The following is a 26,049-nucleotide window of genomic DNA, read 5'->3' as shown; positions in this document are numbered from 1 at the left end:
GCACGGATTGAGGGATATATGCGGCCAATGATAGCTGCATATATCCCCTTTCACTTTTAACTTTCGGAAGTTTAAATATTTTAATTTTCGAAAGCCTTGGCTTTCGAAATAATGAATCATCATAATGGCTCTAAAAATGGCTGTTCGGGTGATAATTCATTTTAGGAGGTGCCATGACGTTTGGTCCGCTATGTGCTTCAGAAGCTGTTGTTCATGATCGTGTCGATCTTTGTACTGGCCTCGGCCACTTTTTTTCTGATGAAGGCCATTCCAGGCAACCCGTTCCAAAGTGAGAAGAACATTCCTCCTGCCATTCAAGAGCGTTTGAATGAAGCGTATGGACTTAATGATCCGCTGGGCGTTCAATATTTGCATTATTTGAACAACCTGATTCACTTTAATCTCGGGATGTCCATGAAACAACAGTATGTTACTGTAGTTGATATTATTAAGACTGGTTTTATCTACTCGCTTCAAATCGGTGTTTTCGCCATTATTTTGGCGATTGCAGCCGGCGTGTTGTTCGGTCTGATTGCTGCGCTTAACCACCGCAAGTTTCTTGACGGCTTTACGATTTTGCTGGCAGTACTTGGTGTATCGATACCGAGTTTCGTTGTCGCCCCATTCTTGCAGTATGTATTTGGCGTCAAATTGCGCTGGTTCGACGTAGCCGGATTGAATGACCCGACGGACTTTATTATGCCGGTCATTGCTTTGTCTTTCCTGCCGGCCGCGTTTATTGCGCGACTTGTACGCTCCAGCATGCTGGAAGTGCTTAGCGCCGACTATATGAAAACCGCACGCGCCAAAGGTTTGTCCGGCCGTGTTATTCTCGTCCGCCATGCTTTGCGCAATGCCATTTTGCCGGTTGTTACCTACATCGGTCCGATGACGGCGAATATCATCACCGGTTCGGTTGTTATTGAACAAATTTTCGGTATCGGCGGTCTTGGCAAGTTCTTCGTCAACAGTATTACCAACCGTGACTACACGCTGATTATGGGACTCACGCTGTTCTATGCCGTCATTCTGATGCTGGCGCGTTTCCTTACAGATATCGCTTACGGATTTGTGGATCCGCGTATTAAGATGACCAGCAGGAAGGGGGGCTAATCGATGAAGGAACAAGCTGTGCTGCAGCCTAATGATTTTGAAAAACTGAGCCATGACGAGAAGCAAACGGAGACGGTTGTCCGCGAAAGTATTTCCGCTTGGAAGGACGCATGGTTCCGTCTGAAATCCAATCGTATGGCGATGATCAGCCTTTGGATATTAGCCCTTATCGTCCTGATGGCGATTTTTGGCCAAGCTATTGCCCATCAGTTTACCGGCAATGATTTCTCTTCTAACGATCTGAAGGCAACCAACCAGGCGCCATCCGGCAATCACTGGTTTGGCACGGACGGCCTTGGCCGCGATATGTTCGCAAGAACATGGATGGGTGCGGGCATCTCGCTTCAGGTTGGTATTTATGCGGCAATCGTCGATTTGATCGTCGGCGTTATTATGGGCAGCATCATGGGTTATTTCGGCGGTAAAGTCGATGAAATTCTTAACCGCATCTGTGAAATTTTATATTCGATTCCGAGCTTGCTTGTTGTTATCCTGCTCATTGTCGTAATGGAACCAAGCATGTTCACCATTATCGTAGCTTTAAGTATTACGGGCTGGATTAACATGGCCTGGATCGTTCGCGGTCAAATCATGCAGCTCAAGAATCAAGAGTATGTTCTTGCTGCGCGTGCACTCGGTGCAAATCCGGTTCGAATTATGTTCAAACATCTTATCCCGAATGCGATGGGTCCCATTATCGTTACCATCACGATGACGGTTCCGAATGCGATCTTCGCGGAAGCATTCCTCAGCTTCCTTGGTCTTGGCGTTCAATCGCCGGCCGCGTCTCTTGGTACTTTGATTAATGACGCCATCAAGGCGATGACTGTATATCCATGGCGTATGCTATATCCAGCAATTTTACTCAGCTTGACCATGCTTTGCTTTAATATTTTCGGTGACGGCTTGCGCGACGCACTTGATCCGAAGATGAAAAAGTAGGAGGTGCAACTATGGAACGTTTGCTCGAAGTGAATGATCTTCGTGTTAATTTCAAAGTTCGCGGCGGTACCGTACAAGCGGTACGCGGCGTTAACTTTCATATAAACAAAGGCGAAGCCGTGGCAATCGTTGGTGAGTCCGGCTGCGGTAAATCCGTAACGGCGCAGACACTGATGCGCCTTATTCCAAGCCCGCCTGCGATGACCAGCGGCTCGATTATGTTCAAAGGACAAGAGATCTTGTCCAAGACGCCAAAGGAAATGGAAAGCATCCGCGGTAAAGAGATGGGCATGATCTTCCAGGATCCAATGACCTCGCTTAACCCAACGCTGACGATCGGCCGTCAAATTACGGAAGGTCTGGTTAAGCACCAAGGCATGAGCTCTTCGGCTGCCCGTGCCCGTGCGGTAGAGATGCTGAATCTCGTAGGCATTCCTAACCCGGCGGCACGCTTTAACCAATACCCGCATGAATTCTCCGGCGGTATGCGCCAGCGTGCGATGATCGCGATCGCTCTTGCTTGCAATCCTTCGCTTCTTATTGCGGACGAGCCAACTACGGCGCTCGACGTAACGATTCAGGCGCAGATTCTGCGCGTTATGAAGGATCTTCAAGAGCGTATGGGGACTTCCATTATCCTGATTACGCATGACCTTGGCGTTGTAGCGGATATTTGCGACCGCGTTATCGTTATGTATGCAGGCAAGGTTGTCGAGAGCGGCACGAAATGGGAAATCTTCAAAAATCCGAAGCATCCATATACAAAAGGCCTTCTTCGTTCTGTGCCTCGTCTCGACCAGAGAAAAGACGAGCCGCTTATTCCGATCTACGGTACGCCGCCGGATCTGATTAAGCCTCCTGCAGGCTGCAGCTTCTGCGCGCGTTGCGACGAAGCGATGCGCGTCTGCGTCGACAACGATCCGGAGCTTCTGCCGGTTGACGGCAACGAGTCGCATACATCGGCATGCTGGATGGCACATCCTTACGCGAAGCCTGCGAAACGGGAGGTATCCGTATGAGCGAGCCGTTAGTAAAGGTTAGTAATCTGCGCAAGTTCTTTAACCTGGGCGGAGGCAATATTCTGAAGGCGGTCAACGAGATCGACTTCTCTATCGCCAAAGGCGAGACCGTAGGCGTCGTTGGCGAATCCGGCTGCGGCAAGTCGACGGCTGGCCGTACGATTCTTCGTCTGTACGAGCCTACAAGCGGTAACGTTACGTTTAACGGCGAGGACATCTATAAGATGAAAGGCGCCAAGCTGAAGCAAATGCGCCGCGATATGCAGATGATCTTCCAGGATCCTTATGCATCGCTGAATCCGCGGATGACCATTACCGACGTTATCGGCGAAGCGCTTGATATCCACGGTTTGGTAGGAAGCCGTGCCGAGCGGAAGCGGCGTGTTGAGGATCTTCTTGATCTGGTTGGTCTGAATCCGGACCATGCTACCCGTTACCCGCACGAGTTCTCCGGCGGTCAACGCCAGCGGATCGGTATCGCCCGCGCTCTTGCGGTTGATCCGAAGTTTATTATTGCGGACGAGCCGATCTCCGCACTCGACGTGTCGATCCAGGCACAGGTCGTGAACCTGATGCAGGATTTGCAGCGCAAAATGGGCCTGACTTATTTGTTTATTGCGCATGACCTGTCGATGGTTAAGCATATCAGTGACCGCGTTGCGGTTATGTATCTTGGCAAAATCGTTGAGCTTGCGGAAAGCAGCGAGCTGTATAGCAGCCCTGCGCATCCTTACACGCGCGCTCTCTTGTCTGCCAATCCGATTCCGGATCCGGAAATTGAAGCTACCCGCGAGCGTATCGTGCTCGCCGGCGATCTGCCGAGCCCGATTAATCCGCCTGCAGGCTGCCAGTTCCACACCCGCTGCCCAATGGCGACGGATAAATGTAAAACCGTTGAACCTAAGCTTGTCGAAGTGAAAAAGGGGCACTTTGCTTCCTGCCACTACGCATCGGTATAATTTTACAGGACGAAGCAGAGATTACATCTGTTTCGTCCTTTTTTATGGACAAACCGTCGTTATATAGCCATAAAACTCTGGATGCATCGCAGGGGGCAGAGTGATATAATAAACGGGATTGTGTCCAAGACTATAGGAATAACTTATTCACACAGGAGGAATTACGCTCCATGAGCAAAGTGGTTATATGCGACCATCCATTAATTCAGCATAAGCTGACCTTTATTAGAAACAAAGATACCAATACGAAGGACTTTCGTGAACTGGTTGACGAGGTAGCCACTCTGATGGCTTACGAAATTACAAGAGACGTACCTCTTGATACCATTACGGTGGAGACGCCTGTCGCAACGACAGAAGCGAAGGTGGTATCCGGACGCATGCTGGGGCTCATCCCGATTCTGCGTGCGGGACTTGGTATGGTTGAAGGGATGCTTAAGCTGATTCCGGCCGCTAAAGTGGGTCATATCGGACTTGTCCGAGACCACGAAACACTCCAGCCAACCGAATACTACATTAACCTGCCTACAGATGCGGCTAACCGTCAGCTGATTGTCATCGATCCGATGCTGGCTACCGGCGGCTCGGCGATTGCGGCGATCAACTCGCTGAAGAAGCGCGGCTGCGACCAGATTAAGCTGATGTGCCTGATTGCTGCTCCGGAAGGAGTAAAGGCGGTACAGGATGCGCATCCGGATATCGATATTTACCTTGCCGCGCTCGACGATGCGTTGAATGAGAAGGGCTACATCGTGCCAGGTCTCGGCGATGCCGGTGACCGTCTGTTCGGTACGAATTAATAAGCATGAATGCCACAAATCGCTTTAATTGAGCTCTTTAAGTCACCATTCATTTAAAGCGTATGCTTACGAAGCATGAATGCCACAAATCGCTTTAATTGAGCTCTTTAAGTCACCATTCATTTTAGGAGTGAATCGTTTTGTCTAAACTGAAAGTAATGACGATTTTTGGTACTCGTCCGGAAGCCGTAAAGATGGCTCCGCTTGTGCTGGAATTGAACAAGCATGCCGATCAGATCGAATCGATCGTCTGCGTAACGGCGCAGCATCGCCAAATGCTCGACCAGGTGCTTGATTTCTTCGAGATTCAGCCGAACTATGACCTGAATGTCATGAAGGACCGCCAGACGCTGACCGAGACAACCGTACGCGTTCTGGAGGGCCTGGACCCTGTTCTCGCGGAAGCAAAGCCGGATATCGTGCTTGTGCATGGCGATACGCAGACAACGTTCCTGGCGAGCTATGCGTCCTTCCTGAAGCAAATTCAAGTTGGCCACGTTGAAGCCGGTCTTCGTACGTGGAACAAGCTGTCTCCGTATCCGGAAGAAATGAACCGCCAGCTGGCAGGCGTTCTGTCGGATGTGCATTTCGCTCCTACGGAATGGTCCGCAGGCAATCTGCGCAAGGAGAACAAATCGGAGGCATCGATTTACGTAACGGGCAATACCGCAACGGATGTCTTCCAATATACGGTTGACCCGTCGTTCTCCCATCCGGTCATCGAATGGGCGAAGGGCAAGCGCATGATCCTGATGACGGCGCACCGCCGTGAAGCATTGGGCGAGCCGCACCGCAACATTTTCCGCGCGGTTAAACGGATCGCCGATGAGCATGAAGACGTAGCGATCGTCTATGCCGTGCACCCGAACCCGGCTGTTAGAGAGCCGGCTAACGAGATTCTTGGCAATCATCCGCGCATTCAATTAATCGAACCGCTTGATGTATTCGAATTCCATAATTTCTATCCTCATGCCTATATGATTATGACCGATTCCGGCGGCCTGCAGGAAGAAGCGCCATCGTTTGGCGTGCCAACCCTGGTACTCCGGGACACAACGGAACGTCCGGAAGGGATCGAAGCCGGAACGCTTGAGCTGGTTGGCACGGATGAAGAAACAGTATACAGCCGTGCGCGTGCTCTTTTGAACGACGCAGCCTTGTACGAAAAAATGAGCAAATCTGCCAATCCTTACGGCGACGGACAAGCTTCGGTACGTATTGTTCAGGCGATTTTACATCATTTTGGAAGAACAAACGAGCGGCCTGAACCGTTCACACAACGTTCATAGTTTTTGAAGCGGACAGCTGCTAGATAAGCAATGTACAGCATACAGTGGTACTGTACGGTTTGAAGCTCGAAAAATCCTTTATTTATAAGGATTTTCGGGCCGCTGTTCACTAAATGTTTGAATTTAAATGAATTGACAAAAGTTTAACAGCTTCGATAAAATAAATGAGAGTTTTGGAGTGATTCTGCATGGATCCATCCAAAGAACAACCGTCCAAAGAAAATCAGAATAAGTCGGATCATGGCAGTTTCGGAGACGACCCTTGGAGAGCAATGGGATTGGTCGGCACTATTGGGGCCGATCTAGCCGCATGTCTGGGGCTTGGCTACTGGCTCGGTCATAAAGCCGATCTTGCAAACGGTACCGAATACTATTCCATTATCGGATTGGTAGCGGGACTTGCAATAGGCATCATCACGGTTATATTCCTGATTCGGACGTTTGCGGGAGGCAAAGCGAAATAATGGACGATTTGTCGGCCCACTTGAAAGCCGTTACAAGAGTTACTTTCTTATTCATGTCCCTATGCTGTATTGCTTGGGCGGTTCTGCCCGAGTATGAGAGCTGGTGGGGCGGTCTGATGATCGGAGGAGCAGCTAGCCTGGTGAACGCAAGAATACTTGGCTGGAAGGTTACGAAGATTGGAGCGAATGCCGCCGTGCAAGGTACGAAAAGGACGAATATCGGCTTTTTCACCCGGTCGTGCGTCGCGTTGTTGGCAGTTGTGATTGCGACACAAACATACACGTTTCAGCTTTCAGCGACTGTTGCCGGATTATTTGTCGCACAATTGGCAACACTCATACTGGGATTTTTGTCCAGAAGAAAGCTGATGGCGTCGAATCCTACCGATGAAAGGGGTGAAAATAACTAATGGATCATATTTCTCCTACCGTTCATGTAGCTGGAATCGAATTTGATTTGGCTGTTATCGCGATGATTTTGATCACTAGCATCATTGTCTTTGTACTTGCGAGGCTCTCAGTGAGAAACATTTCGGTTACGAATCCAACGAAGCTTCAGAACTTCCTGGAGTGGGTTATCGAATTCGTACAGAACATTATCGGTACGTCTATGGACCTCAAGAAAGGCCGTCCATATCTTATCCTCGGTCTCACCCTGATTATGTATATTTTTGTCGGCGACATGCTTGGTCTGCCGCTGGGTATTGTTACTGAAGTGCATCACGGTGCGTCAATCTTCGGTATGAACCTTGATTTGGGCGGGGAAGAAGAAGCGCATATCGCTTGGTGGAAATCACCGACTGCAGACGTTGCAGTAACAGGCGCCCTAACGCTGATCGTTGTCCTGCTGACGCATATCGAGGGTCTTCGTCTGAACACGAAGCATTACCTGAAACACTATGTTGAACCGCATTGGCTCTTCCTGCCTCTGTCCCTGATCAAAGAAGTATCGAAACCGTTGTCGCTTGCTTTGCGTCTTTACGGTAACATCTTCGCGGGCGAGGTCATGATTGCCGTAATCCTCGGAATGGGTGTTTGGGGTATCCCGGCGCTTGTCGTGTGGCAAGGTTTCAGCGTATTCGTAGGTGCAATACAAGCATTCGTATTCTGTATGCTTACGATGGTTTACATGTCGCAAGCGATTGTGCATGAAGAGCATGGCGAGCAGCATTAAAGGCTTCAAACCGGCGGAATACCGGCGGTCAATATAAAAAAACTATTTTCACGAAAATTGAGGAGGATTTTTCTAATGGGAGCATTGGCATTAGTTGCAGCAGCAATTGTATTCGGTTTGGGCGCACTTGGCGCAGGTATTGGTAACGGTCTGATCGTAGGTCGCACGGTTGAGGGTATTTCCCGTCAACCAGAACTTCGCGGTACTCTTCAAACAACGATGTTTATCGGTGTCGCACTCGTCGAAGCACTTCCAGTTATCACACTGGTACTCGCGTTCATCTTCTTGGGTAAATCCTAATATCACAAGCATAAACATGGCGGGGAGTGTGGCTTTGCCTCCACGCCTTCCTTTTTGTTCAGCCCTGTAGAGCGGGGCGGTAAGTCCGAATGAAATTGTTTTAAGCTATAGAAGGGAGTGACGTTTTTTGCATATCGTATGGTCGAGTCTTGTCATCCAACTAGTTGCGTTCCTGATCCTTCTGTACTTGCTGAAACGCTACGCATTTGGTCCATTGCTGAGCGTAATGGAGCAACGCAGACAGTATGTTGCAGAGCAAATCGCTAATGCGGAAACAAGCAAGAAAGAAGCTGAACAGCAGCTGGAGCAACAAAAACAAGCACTTCAGGAAGCTCGTAAAGAAGCTTATGACATTATTGAGCAAGCTAAAGCTACAAGCACGAAACAAGCCGATGACATTATTCAAGTTGCGAAATCCGAATCCACTCGTCTGAAGGACGAAGCGGTTAAAGATATCGAGAGCGAGAAAAATAAAGCGGTTGCTGCACTTCGCGAAGAGGTTGGCGGTATCTCCGTCAAAATCGCGTCGAAAATTATCGAGAAGCAAGTGGACGAGAAATCCCAGGAGCAATTGGTTAACCAATACCTGAAAGAAGTTGGAAGCAAATGAGCCGGGATACTGTCGTAGCGAAGCGCTACGCTAAAGCACTGTTTGAGCTTGCTAACGAGCAAAGCATTGTATCGGAAACGGAAGATCAGCTTAAGCTGATTGTTCAAGGCCTGAAAAATGATGCTGACGCGCGCAAATTCCTGGAGCTTCCTAGCATCGAGCCGGAGAAAAAGATCGCTGTGCTGAAAGGCGCATTTGGCGATCATGTATCCGCGCTTGTCCTTCATACGCTTGAACTTATTCTTGTTCGCGGGCGCCAAGAGCTGATCTCGGATGTATACGATGCGTATACAAAGATCGCCGGCGAAGCACTTGGTCAAGCGCATGCGGTTGTTTACACAGCCCATAGCTTGTCGGCTTCGGAACTGGCTGAGGTAGAAGTTAGCTTCGGCAAGCTCAGCGGCAAGAAAATTGTTGCGGAACAAATCGTCAAACCGGATTTGCTCGGCGGCGTACAAGTACGCATCGGCGACCGTCTGTATGACGGCAGCCTGTCCGGCAAGCTGGAACGTTTACAAAAATCGTTTAAAATCTAATGCAGGTAGATAGGGGTGAACGAATTGAGTATCAGACCTGATGAAATCAGCACGCTGATTAAACAACAGATCGAACAATATAAATCCGAAATTCAAGTCGTTGACGTCGGCACCGTAATCAATGTCGGTGACGGTATTGCCCGCGTACACGGTTTGGAAAATGCGATGCAGGGCGAACTGCTCGAATTCTCCAACGGCGTTGTAGGCATGGCGCTCAACTTGGAAGAAAGCAACGTCGGTGTCGTAATCCTCGGTCCTTACACGGATATCCGTGAAGGCGACCAAGTAAAACGTACGGGCCGCATCATGGAAGTGCCGGTAGGCGAAGAGCTTCTGGGCCGCGTTGTTAACCCGCTGGGCCAGCCGCTTGACGGCAAAGGTCCAATCAACACAACTCAATTCCGAGCGATTGAATCCCCGGCTCCTGGCGTAATTGACCGTAAATCGGTACATGAGCCAATGCAAACGGGTATCAAAGCAATCGACGCGATGGTACCGGTTGGCCGCGGTCAACGCGAGCTGATCATCGGCGACCGTCAAACAGGTAAAACGGCGATTGCGATCGACGCAATCATCAACCAAAAAGGCAACGGCGTGAAATGTATCTACGTTGCCGTAGGTCAAAAACAATCCACTGTTGCAGGCGTTGTTGAAACACTTCGCAAGCACGGTGCTCTTGATTACACAATCATCGTAACGGCTGGCGCATCCGAACCGGCTCCATTGCTCTTCCTGGCTCCTTATGCAGGCTGCTCGATGGGTGAGTACTTCATGTACAAAGGCGAGCACGTTCTCGTTATTTACGATGACTTGTCGAAACAAGCGGCTGCATACCGCGAATTGTCCCTGTTGCTCCGCCGTCCTCCGGGTCGGGAAGCATACCCAGGTGACGTATTCTACCTGCATTCCCGTTTGCTCGAGCGCGCTGCTAAACTTAGCGACGCACTTGGCGGCGGCTCGCTGACGGCTCTTCCGTTCATCGAGACTCAAGCGTCTGACGTATCGGCTTACATTCCTACGAACGTAATCTCGATCACTGACGGACAAATCTTCCTGGAATCCGACCTGTTCTACTCCGGCCAACGTCCGGCGGTTAACGTAGGTATCTCCGTATCCCGCGTAGGCGGTTCCGCTCAAATCAAAGCAATGAAAAAGGTTGCCGGTACACTCCGTCTGGACCTTGCGGCTTACCGCGAGCTCCAAGCGTTCTCGCAGTTCGGCTCCGATCTTGATAAAGGTACACTCGCCCGTTTGAACCGCGGTGCTCGTACAATGGAAATTCTGAAGCAAGGCGTTAACCAGCCGATGCCGGTTGAGAAGCAAGTAATCTCGATCTACTCCGCGGTTAAAGGCCACCTGGACGAAATTCCAGTTGCTGATATTCAACGCTTCGAGAAAGAATTCCTGGCGTTCCTGGATTCCAATCATCCGGAAATCGGCGAATCCATCCGTACAACAAAAGACCTCGTTGCCGACAACGAGAAGGCTCTTGTTGACGCGATTGCGAAGTTCAAAAAAGGCTTTTCTGTAACGGCTTAATAGCCTGAAAAAGCCTCCGAATAAATGTCTCGCGCCCGTCTTCGTACGGGCGCAGGCGCTTAACACCAGGCTTTGTTCGTACAGTAGCTTTTTTCGATTAGCCTGTTGTATGGAAGGAAACTGTGTGAGCCGAGAGTTTACGTGCTGCTTTTGAAGCTGTATCCTCACCGCGAGGTGATTGTTCAAAGGATACAGCTTCAATGGCGGCCGAGGTGAAATACAGGTTCCTGGAGTACAACTATCCGCTAATCGGAAACTTCCACTGCGCAGCAAAGCAACAAAGGCGGGTGACAATGCAATGGCAAAAGGCATGCGCGATATTAAACGCGAAATCAAAAGTAAACAAAACATGAAGCAAATCACGAAAGCGATGGAGATGGTTGCGGCTTCCAAGCTCAGAAGAGCACAAGAAGCATCGACGAAAGCCCGTCCTTATTCGGATAAGCTGAAGGAAGTAGTAGCAAGCATCGCAGCTGGCTCCAAAGGTGTGAAACACCCGATGCTCGAAACGCGTCCGGTACAAAAAACGGGTTACCTCGTTATCACATCCGACCGTGGTCTGGCAGGCGGCTACAATGCGAACGTCCTTCGTAAAGTAACGCAAACGATTCGCGAGAAGCACAAATCGAATGATGAGTACGTGTTGTTCGTTATCGGACGTAAAGGCCGGGATTATTTCCGCCGCCGCAATATGCCGATCATCGACGAGGTAATCGGTCTTTCCGATTCCCCGACATTCGCTGACATCAAATCGGTTGCTTACAACGCAGTCAAAATGTTCTCTGAGGGCAAATACGATGAGCTGTACATCTGCTACAACCAATTCGTAAACGCCATTACTCAGATCCCGACAGAAACTCGTTTGCTTCCGCTGCAGGAAGTAAGCGGCAACGGTCCGGTAACCTCGTACGAGTACGAGCCGTCCCCGGAAGGTGTTCTGGAGGTGCTGCTGCCGAAATATGCGGAGACGCTTATTTACAGCGCGGTGCTTGACGGGAAAGCCAGTGAGCAGGGCGCTCGTATGACTGCCATGGGCAGCGCGACGAAGAATGCTAACAAAATGATCAACCAATTGACGCTGACATACAACCGGGCACGTCAAGCGGCGATCACGCAAGAGATCTCGGAGATCGTAGCAGGTGCAAACGCACAGGCTTAAGGAATATAGAAGCAAAAGAAAGTACCAGGAGGGAAAACCATGAAAAAAGGACGCGTTGTATCCGTCATGGGTCCAGTCGTTGACTTGGAGTTCGAACGCGGCAACCTGCCGGAAATTTTGAACGCCGTCAAAATCGTTCAACAGGCCCCAGCAGGCGGCATCGATATTAATCTGACGCTTGAAGTAGCAGTTCATCTGGGTGATAACCTGGTTCGTGCCGTTGCGATGAGCACAACTGACGGTCTGGTCCGCGGCATGGAAGCTGTAGACACAGGCGCACCAATCACAATTCCAGTTGGCGCAGCAACACTCGGCCGCGTATTTAACGTACTTGGCGAACCTATCGACCAAGCAGGCGAGGCAGTTTCGGAAACGAACCTTCCGATTCACCGTCAAGCACCTGCATTCGATGAATTGTCCACGCAATCGGAAATTCTCGAAACAGGCATCAAAGTTATCGACTTGCTCGCTCCATACGCTAAAGGCGGTAAAATCGGCCTGTTCGGCGGCGCGGGTGTAGGTAAAACGGTAACAATCCAAGAGCTTATCAACAACATCGCTCAAGAGCACGGCGGTATTTCCGTATTCGCCGGCGTAGGCGAGCGTACTCGTGAAGGTAATGACCTTTACCACGAGATGAAGGATTCCGGCGTACTTCCTAAAACAGCGATGGTATTCGGACAAATGAACGAACCGCCAGGCGCACGCCAACGTGTAGCCCTGACTGGTCTTACAATGGCTGAATACTTCCGTGATGCAGAAGGCAAAGACGTACTTCTGTTCGTCGACAACATCTTCCGCTTCACGCAAGCAGGCTCCGAGGTATCGGCCCTTCTTGGCCGTATGCCTTCCGCGGTAGGTTACCAGCCAACGCTGGCAACTGAAATGGGTCAATTGCAAGAGCGTATCACGTCGACGAAAAAAGGTTCGGTTACTTCGATCCAAGCGATCTACGTACCTGCCGATGACTACACGGATCCGGCTCCTGCAACGACGTTTGCTCACTTGGACGCTACGACTAACCTCGAGCGTAAAATCTCCGAGATGGGTATCTTCCCAGCGGTAGATCCACTTGCTTCGTCGTCCCGTCTCCTTAACCCAGAGATTCTGGGCGAAGAGCATTACAACGTAGCTCAAGGCGTTAAGAGAATTCTTCAGCGCTATAAAGAGCTTCAAGATATCATCGCAATCCTTGGTATGGACGAGTTGACAGAGGAAGACAAGCTGACTGTATCGCGCGCGCGCCGCATTCAATTGTTCCTGTCCCAACCGTTCCACGTTGCTGAACCGTTCACAGGTATCAAAGGTAAATACGTACCTGTTAAAGAAATCGTTCGCAGCTTTAAAGAAATTCTCGAGGGCAAACATGACGACCTTCCGGAAGAAGCTTTCCGATATGTAGGTGTGATTGAAGAGGCCGTGGAGAAAGCCAAAACGCTGTAATAGCGAAAGGCGGGAGGAATCCACATGAGTACTTTTCTGGTTGAAATCGTAACTCCGGAGCGCAAGGTATATGCGGAGACGGCTAATATGGTCAGCGTTAAAGGGATCGCGGGCGAGCTCGGCATTTTGCCGAACCACATTCCGCTGGTAACACCGCTGCGCATTGCGCCGATCAGCATTAAGCGCGACGGTAAAGTTGATGTTCTTGCTGTAGGCGGAGGTTTCATTGAAGTCCGTAAGGACAAAGTGGTAATCTTGGCTGAAAGCGCTGAGCTGGCTTCCGAAATCGATGTAAACCGTGCACAAGCTGCCAAACAGCGCGCTGAAGAGCGTCTGGCTGCTAAGCGCGACGAAGTCGACTTCAAACGCGCAGAGCTTGCTCTGCAGCGTGCATCGAACCGGATCAACGTTACAGAACGCTAAGAACTTAAAGCCGTTCAAATCTCATCTAAGGAGATTTGAACGGCTTTTTAATTTCGACAATTGTTATCATATGATTTTGTCATAATGCCGACTTGCGTCTCATTGACTTCAATATAAGAATCTCTCACAATGGAGGAAATAAGATGAACGGTAGAGCAGGGGGGCGCTGGCATGATTGATATACATACGCATATATTGCCTGGCATCGACGATGGTGCCGCGGATTGGGATTATTCGATTCAGCTGGCCCGTGCCGCGGCTGCTGAAGGAATTACGGGGATAATAGCGACACCTCATCATTATGACGGCAAATATAGCAATGACAAAGAAACCGTGATAGCGCTGGTTTCCGAATTAAACGGCAGGTTGAGCGAACTTGCAATTCCGTTAAAGATTCAGACGGGCCAGGAGATCCGGATCCATTCCGAGTTTCTGTCCAATTGGCAAAGCGGAAAGCTGCTGCCAATGGGCGAATCTCCTTATGTACTCATAGAGATGCCTTCCTCGCAGGTTCCCAAATCAATGGAGCAGGTCGTATACGAGCTGCGCTTGCTAGGCGTCCGCGCCGTTATTGCCCATCCGGAGCGTAATGCGGAGGTGGTTCAGAATCCGGACCGTCTGGCTGAGCTGGTGGAGCTAGGGGCTTACGCACAGGTTACGACCCATTCCTTGCTGGGAGGCTTCGGAAGAGGGATTGAGAAATCGGCTTGGACGCTCTGCAGGCAGGGTCTTATTCATTTGGTTTCTTCCGATGCTCATCATCTGGAGTGGCGGAGTTTCAAGATGAAAGAGGCCTATGAACGGATAGAATCCGAGCTTGGGCCGGTATGGAGAAGGTATTTCGAACGCAATGCGCAGGCGATCTGGAATGCTAGAGAATTATCCGATCAACCGACTCTTGTACAGCAGACTGCAAAATCGGGAGGCTGGGGCAAGATTAAATCCTTGTTCGGCAAATAATAAAAGATTAAAGATAAAAGAATGACCTGTCAGACATGATGAAATTATGATCATGTGGTGACAGGTCGTTTTTTTCTATTGAAAAGATGGTTCATTTCTATTGACTTCAATAATGATAATCCTTATCATTGAGAAAGTAAATATTGAGAATGATAATCATTTTGTGGGGGTTTAGCAATGAAACAAATGAAATGGACAGGTCTCATTCTTGCAGCAATGATGGTATTCCTCGCTGCATGCGGGGGCGGCAACAACGCAGGCAATAACAAGCAAGAATCCGAGCAAGCAAGCTCAAACGCGAATGCAAATGCAAGCACAAATACAGCAGCTGATGAGACGGCAGAACGCACGATCAAGCATGCGCTTGGCGAAACAAAAATTACCGGAACGCCTAAAAAAGTCGTTGTTCTGGAGTGGACATATGCAGAGGACCTGATCGCGCTTGGCGTACAGCCTACCGGCGTAGCGGATGTGAAGGGCTATGGGGAATGGTACGGAGCTATTGATCCAAAGCTGGATGCAACGGTTGTGGATGTAGGTACTCGCCAAGAGCCAAGCATCGAGACGATCACCAGCCTGGAACCGGATCTGATTATCGGCGTGAATTTCCGCCACGAAGCAATCTACGATCAGCTGTCGGCCATTGCGCCTACTCTTATTTTTAACCCGTATCCGGAAAATGGCGGTCTGGACCAATACAGCGAAATGGAGCAAACCTTCTCGGCTATTGCGGATGCTCTCGGTAAAAAGGCAGAAGGGGAGAAAGTACTCGCCGATCTCCATAGCTACTATGATGAGTCCAAAGCGAAGCTGGCTAGCGCAGGCAAAGAAGGACAAGAGGTTGTATTTACGCAAGCTTGGACCAATGAGGGTGTAGCAACCTTCCGCTTGTTCACCGACAACTCGATGGCGATGGCGATTCTTGCGAAAATCGGCCTGAAAAATGCGCACCAGGACAGCACGTTCCAGCAATACGGCTATTCGGAAACGGATATCGAAGGCTTGACCAAAACGCCGGATGCAAGCGTACTGTACACAACAAGCGCGACGGATACCGTCTTCAGCGAACTGCTTCCCAAGAATGAAGTATACAAGAACCTGAACTTCGCAAAAGAAAACCGCGTGTATGACATGAAAGGCATTTGGCCGTTTGGCGGTCCACTGTCTGCAAAACTTCTTGTAGAACGCACGCTTGAAGCGCTCGGCTAATGAATACGAACCTTCAAACGACAAAGGAAACAAGTAAGGGCATCTGGAGCCCGCTGCTGTTATCAGCGGCGGGTCTTCTGCTGCTCCTTGCTTTAGCTTCTTATCACTTGACTCTTGGAGAAGCCGCTATGCCGGTGAAGACCGTATGGCGGGCTATTTTCGAATCCACTCCCGTATTGGAGCATCAAATTTTGTGGACGGTCCGGCTGCCCCGCATGGTGATCGGCATTCTGACAGGCGGAGCTTTGGCCGTGGCTGGCGCGTTATTTCAAAATGTGACCCGCAACCCGTTAGCGTCTGCCGGTACGCTGGGGATAAACGCGGGAGCTTTTCTCGCCCTGACGGTAGGGACGATTATGTTCCCCGGTCTTGCGATGGGCTTCCCTCTGCTGCTTACATTCATCGGTGCAATTGCTGCCGCAGGTGCGGCTTTTGTGATGGCGGGAGGTACGAAGGCGTCCCCCGTACGGCTTGCTTTGTCCGGGATGATCGTTACGATGACCGCGGCGGCTTTTACAGGCGTGCTTCAATTATTCCACGAACAAAAGACGCAAGGTTTGTTCATGTGGGGCTCCGGGTCGCTTGTGCAAAATGACTGGGGCGGCGTTCAGCATGCCTGGCCTTGGATTATCGGCTGCTTCCTGCTTGCTTTTCTGCTGGCTGGCAAATGGGATCTAATGGAGCTGGATGAGGATACGGTTACCTCCCTGGGGCAAAAGGTTGGCAGGATCCGCCTTACGGGACTTGGCATTGCCGTATTGCTCGCGGCAGCTGCCGTCAGCGTAGTTGGACCAATCGGCTTCGTTGGCCTGATAGCGCCGCATCTGATGCGGATGTTAGGAGCGAAACGACACGTTGTGCTGCTCCCGCTGTCTTTCCTATGGGGAGCTATTATCGTCATTGGCTCGGATGCCGTTGCGATGCATTTCAAATATTCGCTTGGACCGTTGCCTGCCGGTGCCGTAACGGCCCTTATCGGCGGTCCATGGCTTGCTTGGCTTGTTCTGCGCACGGTAAAAGCCCGCAAGGAAGGGGCGCCGCAGACAGGCACCTCACCGGGGCGTTCGGCTACGAAAGTGCCGTTTGGCTGGTGGGTCGCGATATTCTCGCTGCTGCTGGTCGCAAGTCTTATTGTGAGTCTAGCTTTCGGAAGCCTGCGCATTCCGGTAGCGGATGTCGTTAATGCCTTGTTTGGCCATGGGGCAGACAGTACGCAGCGTATTGTCGAGATGAGGATCCCCCGTACGCTGGTGGCCGCTCTTGCCGGTGCCACGCTTGCCGTAAGCGGTCTGCTGCTGCAGGGTATCGTCCGGAACCCGCTGGCGGATCCGTCTATTATCGGCGTAACAGGCGGCGCTAGCGTTGGGGCTATGCTGATGCTTGCCGTATTTACGCAGATATCGGTGCAATGGCTGCCTGCGGGTGCTTTTATTGGCGCGGTAAGCGCAGCGGTAATCGTGTTCCTGCTTGGGCGGAAAAGCTCCTTTAATCCGTCGGTTGTCGCCCTGATTGGTCTTGCCGTCTCTTCGATGGCCAGCGCAATCGTTCAGGTGCTCGTTATCCGTATGAAACTGACATTGGCATCTGCTCTCGTATGGTTATCCGGTACGACTTATGCGCGCAACTGGGATGACTTCTGGCAGCTGGTGTTCTGGCCGATTGTCCTGCTGCCAGTCGCCTGGTATCTGGCCCGCAAGGTGGATGTACTTCAATTCTCGGATGCAACCGTTACGAATCTGGGCCTTCGCGTTGACCGGACACGTCTGGTCATCGGCGGAGTTGGCGTTGCCATGGCCGCAGCGGCTGTTGCGACGGTAGGCTCGATTGGTTTTATCGGATTGATCGCGCCTCACATGACTCGAATGCTGGTTGGGCCGAAATACCGCAAGCTAGTTCCTTTAACGGCTTTGCTCGGGGCTTTGCTGCTGGTCCTCGCCGATACGATGGGACGGTCGCTGCTTGCTCCCAAAGAGCTGCCCTCCGGACTGGTCGCGGCGGTCATCGGAGCGCCGTATTTTATGTATCTGATGTATCGTTCTGGTAAAAAATAGAAGGTTATGGAAGGAAGGCTGTCCTAAGGCTCGTTATATGAGCCTTAGGGCGGCCTTTTTTCGACGCATTTAGTGCTTATGTAACAAAAATGTTTAAAAAATTATACAAAATGGCGAAAAATACCTTACATATCTATCAAATTTTATCAGTTCATATGTTAGTATATATGACATAATAACTAGATGACCAGGATATGGGGGATGCACATGTTCGACTGGCTGGGTACAAAAAAAGGACTGCCGCTTTGGGTCTCATGGAGCTTGAATCATGGAATGAAGAAAGACGTTGAACAGATCTTCGAAGGCATTGCAGAGACGCGTAAAGAGCTGCTTACTTCTTGGGCTCATGAATATTGGGGATATATCGAGCGGCTGTCGGAGCAGATAGCGGCGGTATCCGTAGATGGCAAACCGGTGCATCAGGAAGAGCAAAAGCTGGTTATTACCCGTCTGCTCGAACGTACATATACCAGAGGGAATGACTGGACAGAGCTGTTCCTGCTTGATCGGGAAGGACAGGTTCTGGTCTCAACATACGAGAAACATAAAGGGACGGTCTATGGCAGCGGCAGCATGATTGAACCGGGTCTTAACTATGCCAAAGCTGGCGGCAAACCGCGGCCGTGCTTGTACGGACCCTACGGCGACCCGGTTACGTTAAGCCTGGGGCCAAGATCCTCCTCTTTCCACGATAAAATGACCCTGCTCTTCATCTATCCCCTTCTAGTGAATGGAGAATATGCAGGGACGTTATGCGGTCGGGTTCCGAACGATGTGCTGGGGGATCTGATCCAGCGGGAATCCGGGCACGTCTATCCGGACTCGGGCGATAACTATATTTTTATGGCGAAGCCGCAATTGAATCAGCATATCGCGCTTGGAACCGCGTTGTCGCGAAGCCGCTTTGAGGACCGGACGTTTACGTTTGGCGAGAATTTGAAGGACGGGGTTACGACCGACTGGGGAATGGTCTCGATCAAGGAGCATACGGAGCTGGAGATCATCTTTACGGATCCGGCTACGGGCGAGCTTCATCCCGGTGTCCGCAGCACGATTGATAACGGCAGCAACCTGTTTGTGGAATTCCCCGGCTATTCGGATTACCGTCATATCCCGGTTATCGGGAAGGGCGTAACGCTGCAGATGCCGCATTGCCCGGACGTATGGGGGATGATGTGCGAAGGCGACCTGGAAGAGGTGTACCGGATTCGCAGCATCCGCTGGCGCTTCAGCAAGCTTCAGCTGTTGCAGACGCTCATTCAGGCCGTGCTGGCAGCGGTGCTGGTGGCGGTTCTCGCCTCGGCAGCTCCGGTATGGGTAACTGCGGCGGCAGCAGGCGTATGGACTTTAGTGTTCGGACAGTTTGTTGCCGGTGCCGTGCAGCGGAAGGAATCCCGCCGGGTTGTCCGCAACTTGCGGCGAATCAACCGGTTTATCCGTATTAACGCGGAGGGCAAAGGGGATTTAACGCAGCGTCTTGAACCTGCCAAGTTCGACAACGATGAGACGAGAGAGCTTGCCAAATGGATTAATAACATGATTGACTCGCTCGAGGGAATTATGCTGAAGGTGAAGCTGGCCGCATCGGACGTACTCTCCAGCCAAAATGTCATGAATGAGTCGGCCGCCGTTACCGCGAAGTCGACGGAGCGGGTAAGCCGTAAAGTTGGCGATATGATCGGAAGCATCCGCAACCAGCTGAAGGATATCGATATGGCGAAGCATTCCGCCGACGAGATGAGGGATACGCTGCGTCTCCTGGAGCTGCAGGCTGCCGAGCAGATTGCCGTGGCGCAATCGGAAGTAGACCGGATCGGGGATAAAATGCAGCATATCTCTACGAAAGTCGGAGACACGAATGATACGATCCGCCGGTTTATGCACACGGTTGAAGAGATTCGCGGCGTTCTGCAGGTTATCGAGGAGATTTCGGCGCAAACGAATTTGCTTGCGTTAAATGCCTCCATCGAGGCGGCACGCGTTGGCGAGCAGGGACGCGGCTTTGCCGTTGTAGCTTCGGAAATCCGCAAGCTGGCGGATATGACCCGCCGTTCCACGGAGGAAGTGCATCAGATTACGCATCAAATCTATGATGAAGCGAAGCAGGCTTACGCGTCGATGGACGAAGGAACAAAGGTCGTCGAGGAAGGCACGCAGCTGGTTGCGGCCGCAGCCAGCACGCTGCAGACGGCGCAAAGCGAGGACAGCCGGAAATCGCAGGTCGTAGACGAAGTGGTGAATCTGATGGAACGGATTGCCCTTGTCAGCATGGAGAACCGCAAGGTCTCCTCCGATGTGGAGGGCAAGGTGCAGGAGCTGATCGGAGAGATGGACAGCGTACGCCAAACCTCGGAGAGCGTAGAGTCGATCACGAAGTTCTTGCAGCAGCTGGTCGGCCAGTTCAAGCTGACGGAGTCGCGGTTGAGGTAATGATGAGCACATGGGGGACGCCTGTTGGAAGGCGTCCTTCTTGTGTTTTTTTGCGTTGAGGAGGGGAGCTAATGCCGCTAGGTAGTGCGGATTGGGCTGCTTAACGATGCGGGACATCGTTAAGGGAGTCGTAATTTCTAAAGCAACTCTAGGATGAGAGATTGGATTTGTTCAACTTTGGGATATCGTTAGGGGTGGCGAGCATAGGCTAATAGTGTGACAGGCGGGTATCGTGCTGACCGGGTGTCCGGCGGGTGCCTCACGGTTCCCGGGAAGCCGCGCCGTTACGGGCTTGTCCGGCTCTTCGGAGAGGCGGAGTCGAACAACTCTTTCATAGACGGCTGTGGAAGCATTTGTTATAATTGTGAAGAAAAATGACCAAGCGGCTGGTCCGCTTTGACGGAGGCGATGGTGTGGACAACTACGTCAACCAGTATGTCGTCGTGGCTATTTTTATTTTTCTCGGGATCTTGCTCCCGGCAGCGGCGCTGACCGTCGGAAGACTGCTCAGACCGCATAAGCCGAATGATCCGAAGCAAGCAACCTACGAGAGCGGCAATGAGCCGGTCGGCGAGGGGCAAGTACGCTTCAACATCCGGTATTATATCTTTGCGTTAATGTTTGTCATCTTTGATGTGGAAACCGTTTTCTTATACCCTTGGGCCGTCGCATATAAAAAGCTCGGCCTTTTTGTGCTGGTCGAGATGTTCATTTTTGCGGCAATGCTGTTTATCGGACTTCTATATGCCTGGAAAAAGAAGGTGCTGAAATGGAATTCAGTTTAGAGTCGATATCGATGGAAGAACGCAAGGAACTGGAACGCAACGTATTTATGGGGACGCTGGAGCAGCTTAAGGCCTGGGCGCGGAGCAACTCGCTTTGGCCGCTGACCTTTGGCCTGGCCTGCTGCGCGATTGAAATGATGGGAACCGGGGCATCCCATTACGATCTTGACCGGTTCGGCGTGATGTTCCGTACCTCGCCGCGCCAGTCGGACGTCATGATTGTCGCTGGCACCGTGACGAAGAAGATGGGGCCACTGCTGCGCCGTCTGTATGACCAGATGCCCGAGCCTAAATGGGTGATTGCAATGGGCTCCTGCGCGACTGCCGGCGGACCGTATATCAAGTCGTATGCGGTGATGAAGGGCGTGGACCAAATTGTCCCCGTCGATGTTTACATACCGGGCTGTCCGCCTAATCCTGCTGCGCTGATCTACGGCATTAACAAGCTGCAAGAAAAAATCCGTTACGAAGCGAAGACCGGGAAGCGGGTGACGGACCGATGAGCGAGGAGAAGGACGAAGGGAAAAAGCCGGAAGAGTTAAAGCCGGATGAGATAAAGGTTGAAGAAATAAAACCGGAAGAAATAAAGGTTGAAAAGGAAGTGAAGGCTGCCTCGGAAGCGCCGGAGGGCGCGGTAGACGCGGAGCGGGAAGCGAAGCTGAAGGCGGCGGCGGAAGCTCGCGCGGCGAGAGCGGCGGCGAAGGAAGCTGCGAACGCGGGCGGAGCAGCGCCGGAGGGCGGAGCAGCGCCGGAGGGCGCGGTGGATGCGGAGCGGGAGGCGAAGCTGAAGGCGGCGGCGGAAGCCCGCGCGGCGAGAGCGGCGGCGAAGGAAGCTGCGAACGCGGGCGGAGCAGCGCCGGAGGGCGCGGAGCCGGCACCACCGCCGGAGCCGTCTCCCAAGCAGCCGGAGCTTGATGCGGCAGCGAAGCTGATTCGCAGCCTCGTTCATGAAGAGGCGCTGGAGGATGCTTATATTAACGAGTTGAGCCGGCATATGCCGACGATTATCGTGAAGAATGTGCATTGGGCCGCGACGGCGGAGCTGCTGAAGCAGCATGAAGAGCTTTATTTTACCTACTTGCGGAATGTCTCCGGCGTTGATTATGAGACGCATCTGGAGGTTGTTTATCACCTGGTCCATCTCGAAAGCCGGCGCGAGCTGGCTGTGAAGGTTAAGGCAGACCGCGGTGATCCCGTAATCGCTTCGGCGACGCCCGTCTGGGCAACCGCGAATTGGAACGAACGCGAAATCTTTGATCTGTTAGGAGTAACATTCCCGGGCCATCCCGATCTGCGCCGCATTATGATGTCCGACGACTGGGTCGGCCACCCGCTGCGCAAAGATTATGAGCCGCTCGATTCGGAGGTGTAGCTGCAGCGTGATTCGTACCGAAGAACTTCTATTAAATGTCGGTCCCCAGCATCCCAGCACGCATGGCGTATTCCGTATCGTTGTCAAACTGGATGGTGAAGTCATCACGGAAGCAACCCCGGTTATGGGGTATTTGCACCGCGGAACCGAGAAGCTTGCCGAGCAATTGAATTATACGCAGATTATTCCTTATACCGACCGGATGGATTACGTGTCGGCCATGACCAATAACTATGTGCTGGTTCATGCCGTCGAGACGATGATGGGGCTAGAAATCCCGGAGCGCGCGGAGTTTATGCGCCTTATTGTGATGGAGCTGCAGCGGGTTGCCAGCCACCTCGTATGGTGGGGGACTTATCTTCTCGATATCGGGGCAATGAGCCCGTTTCTCTATGCCTTTCGCGATCGGGAAATTATTATTAATTTATTTAATGAACTGTGCGGGGCCCGTTTGACTTACAATTATATGAGGGTTGGCGGAGTAAAATGGGATGCGCCTCCGGGCTGGCTGGATAAAGTTCGGGATTTCATTCCGTACATGTACGGCAAACTGCAGGAATACGACAAGCTGGTAAGCGGCAATGAGATTTTCCTTGCCCGGATCAAAGGCATTGGCCGATACGATGCGGCAACGGCGATTGATTACGGTCTGTCCGGCGCCAACCTGCGCTGTACCGGCGTAGACTGGGATTTGCGCAAGGCGGAGCCGTACAGCTTGTATAACCGCTTCGACTTTGATGTACCGCTGGGCAAAAGCGGGGACTGCTATGACCGTTATGTCATCCGGCTGGAGGAAATTAAGCAGAGTCTCCGCATTCTCGAGCAGGCGCTTGAGCAGATGCCGTCAGGCGGAGAGACGATGGGCAAGGTGCCCCGCGTTATCCGTCCTCCGGCAGGAGAAGTGTATGTCCGTATTGAATCACCCCGCGGGGAAATCGGCTGTCATATCGTCTCAAAAGGAAAAGCAGAGCCTTACCGCCTGAAGTTCCGGCGGCCGTCCTTTGTTAATCTGCAGATTTTGCCCAAGCTGCTGGTGGGAGAGACGATGACCAACCTGATTACGATCCTCGGCGGCGTCGACATTGTAGTCGGGGAGGTTGATTGCTGATGGGTGCTTGGCTGCATGACTCGATGACCTGGGGCAATGCGGTTATTATTTTTCTGTGGGGCGCGGTGTTTCTCTTCGTTGTGCTTGGCTTTGTTACCTACGCCATTTATTTCGAGCGGAAGGTGATCGGCTGGATGCAGCTTCGAATCGGTCCAAACCGGGTTGGTCCTCTGGGCCTTCTTCAGACGGTGGCCGACATATTCAAGCTTCTCATTAAGGAAGACACGATTCCGCGCAAAGCCGACCGCCTCCTGTTCGTTCTCGCCCCTATACTCTGCTACGTGCCCGCTTTTACGGTACTCGCGGTTATTCCTTATACGGAAAAGCTTTATTTTGCCGATCTGAACGTCGGTTTGCTCTATTACGCTGCCTTATCGGGCATCTCGACCCTGGCCATTGTGCTTGGGGGCTGGGCTTCGAATAATAAATACGCGCTTCTTGGCGGCATGCGCTCGGCTGCGCAAATGATCAGCTACGAGGTTCCGCTCGTTATCTCCGTTGTGGGCGTAATCCTGCTCAGCGGCAGTCTGAATCTGAGGGATATCGTGGCGGCGCAGGCCGGCGGCTGGTTCTGGGATTGGAACTTCATCCCGCAGATTATCGGCTTTGTTGTATTTATGATCGCGGCGGTATCCGAGCTGAACCGCACGCCGTTTGACCTGCCCGAAGCAGAGTCGGAGCTTGTGGCCGGCTATCATGTGGAATACAGCGGCTTTCGTTTTGCGTTCTTTATGCTGTCGGAGTATGTCTACGTCTATGCAATCGCGTCTTTGACGACCGTACTGTTCCTTGGCGGGTGGCACGCGCCGGCGCCATTTCTTGATTTTGTGCCGGGAATCATTTGGTTCCTGCTCAAATTCGCGTTTATCGTGTTCTTCTTATTCTGGATCCGGGCGAGCTTTCCGCGTATCCGGGTTGATCAGCTGATGGGGCTGGGCTGGAAGGTGCTGCTGCCGGTATCGCTGCTGAACGTATTTCTGACGGCAGGCTACCTGGAGCTGTTCGTAAAATAAAGGCTGCTTCGCAATTCTTTAAGCGTATGCTTACGAGGTAAGAATTTCTTCGAAATTCTTTTTAGGAGGATCTAGCCATGAATGGACTTGTGCAAGGGCTTGGCGTGACGCTTAAATCAATGGTATCGAAAAAAGTGACGACTTCTTATCCCGACGAGCCGTTTCTAATGCCGGACCGGTTTCGCGGCATTCAGCATTTTATTCCGGACCTCTGCATCGTCTGCAACCAGTGCGCAAGAATCTGTCCGACCGACTGCATTACGCTGACCGGCAAGCCTAATCCCGATCCGGCCAAAAAGGGTAAGGTAATCGATACGTTTGATCTCAATTTCGAAATTTGCATCTTATGCGATTTATGCACCGAGGTTTGTCCGACGGAAGCGATTGTAATGACCAATCATTTCGAGCTGTCCGCGTACAGCCGGGATGATCTGTTTAAGGATGTCGAGTGGCTGACCGATAATAACACGCTGGTCCGTCAGGATAACAATAACATCGGAGCTCCTGCGAAAGGAGGCGCCAAATAAGTTGTTCAATATTGATTTTAATGGCGAGTTCGCCACTTTTTTTATCTTCTCGGCGATTATGATCATCGGAGCTGTCCTTATGGTTAGTCTTCAGAAGGTCGTGCATATGGTCATCTCCATGGCTGCTGTGTTCCTGGGCCTGGCAGGTATGTTTGTGCTGTTGGACGCGGAGTTTGTGGCTTTCGTCCAGGTGCTGATCTATGCGGGGGCTGTGTCCATTCTGATGATATTCGGCATTATGATGACCAATCATCAGAATAAACAGGCCGATCCGGTCAAGCCTCTCCACGAGACGTTGGCCGCTGTGGGAGCGTTATGCCTGTTCGGGATTCTGTTCTATGCGATCAGGACGACGGATTTTCCCGATGCCCAGCCGCTTCAAGCGGTGGAGGATAATACGTCGAGCATTGGCCAGCTGCTGTATACGGGATACGTCGTGCCGTTCGAGCTGTTGTCGGTGCTGCTGACGGTTGCCTTTATTGGCGCGATTGCTATTGCGAAAAAGGGGGCGGATTAACATGCTTCCATCTTATCTGACGATGGCGGCGATCCTGTTTTGCATCGGACTGTATGGAGCTTTGGTGAAACGGAATGCCGTGATCGTCCTGTTATCGATTGAGCTAATGCTGAACGCGGTGAATCTGAATTTGGTCGCGTTCTCCAAATACGGGGTTGTCCCGTCCCTAACCGGCCAGGTATTCGCTTTGTTTGCCATTACGGTGGCGGCGGCGGAGGCTGCCGTTGGGGTGGCGGTGCTGATCGCCCTGTTCCGCGCGCGAGGTACCGTTAATGTAGATGAATTCGACGAGATGAAGAGGTGATGT

Annotated in this window: 28 protein-coding genes; all 28 read left to right on the top strand. The window is 51.7% G+C overall.

Annotation, left to right across the window (positions count from 1 at the left end; genetic code table 11):
- Positions 1-180: 180 nt before the first annotated feature.
- The 28 genes from PJDR2_RS29350 (at position 181) to nuoK (ending at position 26,046) form a co-directional block, all read left to right on the top strand.
- Complete coding sequence (locus PJDR2_RS29350) at positions 181-1,113, top strand: ABC transporter permease (protein ID WP_015847373.1); 933 nt, start codon at positions 181-183, stop codon at positions 1,111-1,113.
- A gap of 3 nt (positions 1,114-1,116) precedes the next feature.
- A complete protein-coding gene (locus PJDR2_RS29345; RefSeq protein WP_015847372.1) occupies positions 1,117-2,055 on the top strand; it encodes an ABC transporter permease in 939 nt (312 codons plus the stop codon).
- 11 nt (positions 2,056-2,066) lie between these two features.
- The gene (locus PJDR2_RS29340) at positions 2,067-3,074 is read left to right on the top strand and encodes an ABC transporter ATP-binding protein (protein ID WP_015847371.1); all 1,008 of its coding nucleotides are present in this window, start codon (positions 2,067-2,069) and stop codon (positions 3,072-3,074) included.
- Complete coding sequence (locus PJDR2_RS29335; protein ID WP_015847370.1) at positions 3,071-4,033, top strand: ABC transporter ATP-binding protein; 963 nt, start codon at positions 3,071-3,073, stop codon at positions 4,031-4,033. The genes PJDR2_RS29340 and PJDR2_RS29335 overlap by 4 nt, the downstream gene beginning before the upstream one ends.
- Positions 4,034-4,203: 170 nt before the next feature.
- Positions 4,204-4,833 (top strand): uracil phosphoribosyltransferase, encoded by a 630-nt coding sequence (upp, locus tag PJDR2_RS29330; protein WP_015847369.1) that lies wholly within the window; start codon positions 4,204-4,206, stop codon positions 4,831-4,833.
- A 140-nt stretch (positions 4,834-4,973) separates the two neighbouring features.
- Complete coding sequence (gene wecB, locus PJDR2_RS29325; protein WP_015847368.1) at positions 4,974-6,122, top strand: non-hydrolyzing UDP-N-acetylglucosamine 2-epimerase; 1,149 nt, start codon at positions 4,974-4,976, stop codon at positions 6,120-6,122.
- A 188-nt stretch (positions 6,123-6,310) separates the two neighbouring features.
- Entirely contained in the window at positions 6,311-6,586 is a 276-nt protein-coding gene (locus PJDR2_RS29320; RefSeq protein ID WP_015847367.1) for an AtpZ/AtpI family protein, read from the top strand.
- Complete coding sequence (locus tag PJDR2_RS29315) at positions 6,586-6,996, top strand: ATP synthase subunit I (protein ID WP_015847366.1); 411 nt, start codon at positions 6,586-6,588, stop codon at positions 6,994-6,996. Before PJDR2_RS29320 ends, PJDR2_RS29315 begins: the two co-directional genes overlap by 1 nt.
- Positions 6,996-7,760 (top strand): F0F1 ATP synthase subunit A, encoded by a 765-nt coding sequence (atpB, locus tag PJDR2_RS29310; RefSeq protein ID WP_015847365.1) that lies wholly within the window; start codon positions 6,996-6,998, stop codon positions 7,758-7,760. The genes PJDR2_RS29315 and atpB overlap by 1 nt, the downstream gene beginning before the upstream one ends.
- Positions 7,761-7,835: 75 nt before the next feature.
- Positions 7,836-8,060, top strand: coding sequence for a F0F1 ATP synthase subunit C (gene atpE, locus PJDR2_RS29305; protein ID WP_015847364.1), 225 nt, complete (start codon positions 7,836-7,838; stop codon positions 8,058-8,060).
- Positions 8,061-8,187: 127 nt separating this feature from the next.
- Complete coding sequence (gene atpF, locus PJDR2_RS29300) at positions 8,188-8,670, top strand: F0F1 ATP synthase subunit B (protein ID WP_015847363.1); 483 nt, start codon at positions 8,188-8,190, stop codon at positions 8,668-8,670.
- Complete coding sequence (locus PJDR2_RS29295) at positions 8,667-9,206, top strand: F0F1 ATP synthase subunit delta (RefSeq protein ID WP_015847362.1); 540 nt, start codon at positions 8,667-8,669, stop codon at positions 9,204-9,206. Before atpF ends, PJDR2_RS29295 begins: the two co-directional genes overlap by 4 nt.
- A gap of 24 nt (positions 9,207-9,230) precedes the next feature.
- The gene (atpA, locus tag PJDR2_RS29290) at positions 9,231-10,745 is read left to right on the top strand and encodes a F0F1 ATP synthase subunit alpha (RefSeq protein ID WP_041613693.1); all 1,515 of its coding nucleotides are present in this window, start codon (positions 9,231-9,233) and stop codon (positions 10,743-10,745) included.
- A gap of 298 nt (positions 10,746-11,043) precedes the next feature.
- The gene (atpG, locus tag PJDR2_RS29285; protein ID WP_015847360.1) at positions 11,044-11,904 is read left to right on the top strand and encodes an ATP synthase F1 subunit gamma; all 861 of its coding nucleotides are present in this window, start codon (positions 11,044-11,046) and stop codon (positions 11,902-11,904) included.
- Positions 11,905-11,943: 39 nt separating this feature from the next.
- Complete coding sequence (gene atpD, locus PJDR2_RS29280; RefSeq protein ID WP_015847359.1) at positions 11,944-13,347, top strand: F0F1 ATP synthase subunit beta; 1,404 nt, start codon at positions 11,944-11,946, stop codon at positions 13,345-13,347.
- Positions 13,348-13,371: 24 nt separating this feature from the next.
- Complete coding sequence (locus tag PJDR2_RS29275) at positions 13,372-13,770, top strand: F0F1 ATP synthase subunit epsilon (protein ID WP_015847358.1); 399 nt, start codon at positions 13,372-13,374, stop codon at positions 13,768-13,770.
- Positions 13,771-13,941: 171 nt separating this feature from the next.
- Positions 13,942-14,730, top strand: a complete 789-nt coding sequence (locus PJDR2_RS29270; RefSeq protein WP_015847357.1) for a tyrosine-protein phosphatase — start codon at positions 13,942-13,944, stop codon at positions 14,728-14,730.
- A 177-nt stretch (positions 14,731-14,907) separates the two neighbouring features.
- Positions 14,908-15,939, top strand: a complete 1,032-nt coding sequence (locus PJDR2_RS29265) for an ABC transporter substrate-binding protein (RefSeq protein WP_015847356.1) — start codon at positions 14,908-14,910, stop codon at positions 15,937-15,939.
- Complete coding sequence (gene fhuB, locus PJDR2_RS29260) at positions 15,939-17,990, top strand: Fe(3+)-hydroxamate ABC transporter permease FhuB (protein WP_015847355.1); 2,052 nt, start codon at positions 15,939-15,941, stop codon at positions 17,988-17,990. Before PJDR2_RS29265 ends, fhuB begins: the two co-directional genes overlap by 1 nt.
- Before the next feature lie 207 nt (positions 17,991-18,197).
- Positions 18,198-20,420, top strand: a complete 2,223-nt coding sequence (locus tag PJDR2_RS29255; protein WP_041613691.1) for a methyl-accepting chemotaxis protein — start codon at positions 18,198-18,200, stop codon at positions 20,418-20,420.
- Positions 20,421-20,794: 374 nt separating this feature from the next.
- Positions 20,795-21,205: an NADH-quinone oxidoreductase subunit A gene (locus PJDR2_RS29250; protein ID WP_049790091.1), complete on the top strand. Its 411-nt coding sequence runs from the start codon at positions 20,795-20,797 to the stop codon at positions 21,203-21,205.
- Entirely contained in the window at positions 21,190-21,708 is a 519-nt protein-coding gene (locus tag PJDR2_RS29245) for a NuoB/complex I 20 kDa subunit family protein (RefSeq protein ID WP_015847352.1), read from the top strand. The genes PJDR2_RS29250 and PJDR2_RS29245 overlap by 16 nt, the downstream gene beginning before the upstream one ends.
- Positions 21,705-22,577, top strand: a complete 873-nt coding sequence (locus tag PJDR2_RS29235; protein ID WP_083778212.1) for an NADH-quinone oxidoreductase subunit C — start codon at positions 21,705-21,707, stop codon at positions 22,575-22,577. Before PJDR2_RS29245 ends, PJDR2_RS29235 begins: the two co-directional genes overlap by 4 nt.
- Before the next feature lie 7 nt (positions 22,578-22,584).
- Positions 22,585-23,685: an NADH-quinone oxidoreductase subunit D gene (locus tag PJDR2_RS29230; protein WP_041613689.1), complete on the top strand. Its 1,101-nt coding sequence runs from the start codon at positions 22,585-22,587 to the stop codon at positions 23,683-23,685.
- The gene (nuoH, locus tag PJDR2_RS29225; protein ID WP_015847351.1) at positions 23,685-24,698 is read left to right on the top strand and encodes an NADH-quinone oxidoreductase subunit NuoH; all 1,014 of its coding nucleotides are present in this window, start codon (positions 23,685-23,687) and stop codon (positions 24,696-24,698) included. The genes PJDR2_RS29230 and nuoH overlap by 1 nt, the downstream gene beginning before the upstream one ends.
- 77 nt (positions 24,699-24,775) lie before the next feature.
- The gene (gene nuoI, locus PJDR2_RS29220; RefSeq protein WP_015847350.1) at positions 24,776-25,225 is read left to right on the top strand and encodes an NADH-quinone oxidoreductase subunit NuoI; all 450 of its coding nucleotides are present in this window, start codon (positions 24,776-24,778) and stop codon (positions 25,223-25,225) included.
- Position 25,226: 1 nt separating this feature from the next.
- Positions 25,227-25,742, top strand: coding sequence for an NADH-quinone oxidoreductase subunit J (locus PJDR2_RS29215; RefSeq protein WP_015847349.1), 516 nt, complete (start codon positions 25,227-25,229; stop codon positions 25,740-25,742).
- A gap of 1 nt (position 25,743) precedes the next feature.
- The gene (nuoK, locus tag PJDR2_RS29210; RefSeq protein WP_015847348.1) at positions 25,744-26,046 is read left to right on the top strand and encodes an NADH-quinone oxidoreductase subunit NuoK; all 303 of its coding nucleotides are present in this window, start codon (positions 25,744-25,746) and stop codon (positions 26,044-26,046) included.
- Positions 26,047-26,049 lie beyond the last annotated feature (3 nt).

The sequence above is a fragment of the Paenibacillus sp. JDR-2 genome (assembly GCF_000023585.1).
GTDB lineage: Bacteria > Bacillota > Bacilli > Paenibacillales > Paenibacillaceae > Pristimantibacillus.
The sequence above is the reverse complement of the archived record's forward strand: the minus strand, read 5'-3'. Positions and strand labels throughout refer to the sequence as shown.

Bases quoted from the DNA above. Each gene is read 5' to 3' on its own strand.
- nuoH (WP_015847351.1), top strand. From the start codon at position 23,685: ATGGGTGCTTGGCTGCATGACTCGATGACCTGGGGCAATGCGGTTATT.
- atpG (WP_015847360.1), top strand. From the start codon at position 11,044: ATGGCAAAAGGCATGCGCGATATTAAACGCGAAATCAAAAGTAAACAA.
- nuoK (WP_015847348.1), top strand. From the start codon at position 25,744: ATGCTTCCATCTTATCTGACGATGGCGGCGATCCTGTTTTGCATCGGA.
- fhuB (WP_015847355.1), top strand. From the start codon at position 15,939: ATGAATACGAACCTTCAAACGACAAAGGAAACAAGTAAGGGCATCTGG.
- PJDR2_RS29335 (WP_015847370.1), top strand. From the start codon at position 3,071: ATGAGCGAGCCGTTAGTAAAGGTTAGTAATCTGCGCAAGTTCTTTAAC.
- PJDR2_RS29320 (WP_015847367.1), top strand. From the start codon at position 6,311: ATGGATCCATCCAAAGAACAACCGTCCAAAGAAAATCAGAATAAGTCG.
- PJDR2_RS29295 (WP_015847362.1), top strand. From the start codon at position 8,667: ATGAGCCGGGATACTGTCGTAGCGAAGCGCTACGCTAAAGCACTGTTT.
- PJDR2_RS29275 (WP_015847358.1), top strand. From the start codon at position 13,372: ATGAGTACTTTTCTGGTTGAAATCGTAACTCCGGAGCGCAAGGTATAT.
- nuoI (WP_015847350.1), top strand. From the start codon at position 24,776: ATGAATGGACTTGTGCAAGGGCTTGGCGTGACGCTTAAATCAATGGTA.
- PJDR2_RS29345 (WP_015847372.1), top strand. From the start codon at position 1,117: ATGAAGGAACAAGCTGTGCTGCAGCCTAATGATTTTGAAAAACTGAGC.
- PJDR2_RS29315 (WP_015847366.1), top strand. From the start codon at position 6,586: ATGGACGATTTGTCGGCCCACTTGAAAGCCGTTACAAGAGTTACTTTC.
- atpB (WP_015847365.1), top strand. From the start codon at position 6,996: ATGGATCATATTTCTCCTACCGTTCATGTAGCTGGAATCGAATTTGAT.
- upp (WP_015847369.1), top strand. From the start codon at position 4,204: ATGAGCAAAGTGGTTATATGCGACCATCCATTAATTCAGCATAAGCTG.
- atpE (WP_015847364.1), top strand. From the start codon at position 7,836: ATGGGAGCATTGGCATTAGTTGCAGCAGCAATTGTATTCGGTTTGGGC.
- PJDR2_RS29250 (WP_049790091.1), top strand. From the start codon at position 20,795: ATGACCAAGCGGCTGGTCCGCTTTGACGGAGGCGATGGTGTGGACAAC.
- PJDR2_RS29255 (WP_041613691.1), top strand. From the start codon at position 18,198: ATGTTCGACTGGCTGGGTACAAAAAAAGGACTGCCGCTTTGGGTCTCA.
- PJDR2_RS29270 (WP_015847357.1), top strand. From the start codon at position 13,942: ATGATTGATATACATACGCATATATTGCCTGGCATCGACGATGGTGCC.
- PJDR2_RS29265 (WP_015847356.1), top strand. From the start codon at position 14,908: ATGAAACAAATGAAATGGACAGGTCTCATTCTTGCAGCAATGATGGTA.
- PJDR2_RS29340 (WP_015847371.1), top strand. From the start codon at position 2,067: ATGGAACGTTTGCTCGAAGTGAATGATCTTCGTGTTAATTTCAAAGTT.
- atpD (WP_015847359.1), top strand. From the start codon at position 11,944: ATGAAAAAAGGACGCGTTGTATCCGTCATGGGTCCAGTCGTTGACTTG.
- PJDR2_RS29235 (WP_083778212.1), top strand. From the start codon at position 21,705: ATGAGCGAGGAGAAGGACGAAGGGAAAAAGCCGGAAGAGTTAAAGCCG.
- PJDR2_RS29245 (WP_015847352.1), top strand. From the start codon at position 21,190: ATGGAATTCAGTTTAGAGTCGATATCGATGGAAGAACGCAAGGAACTG.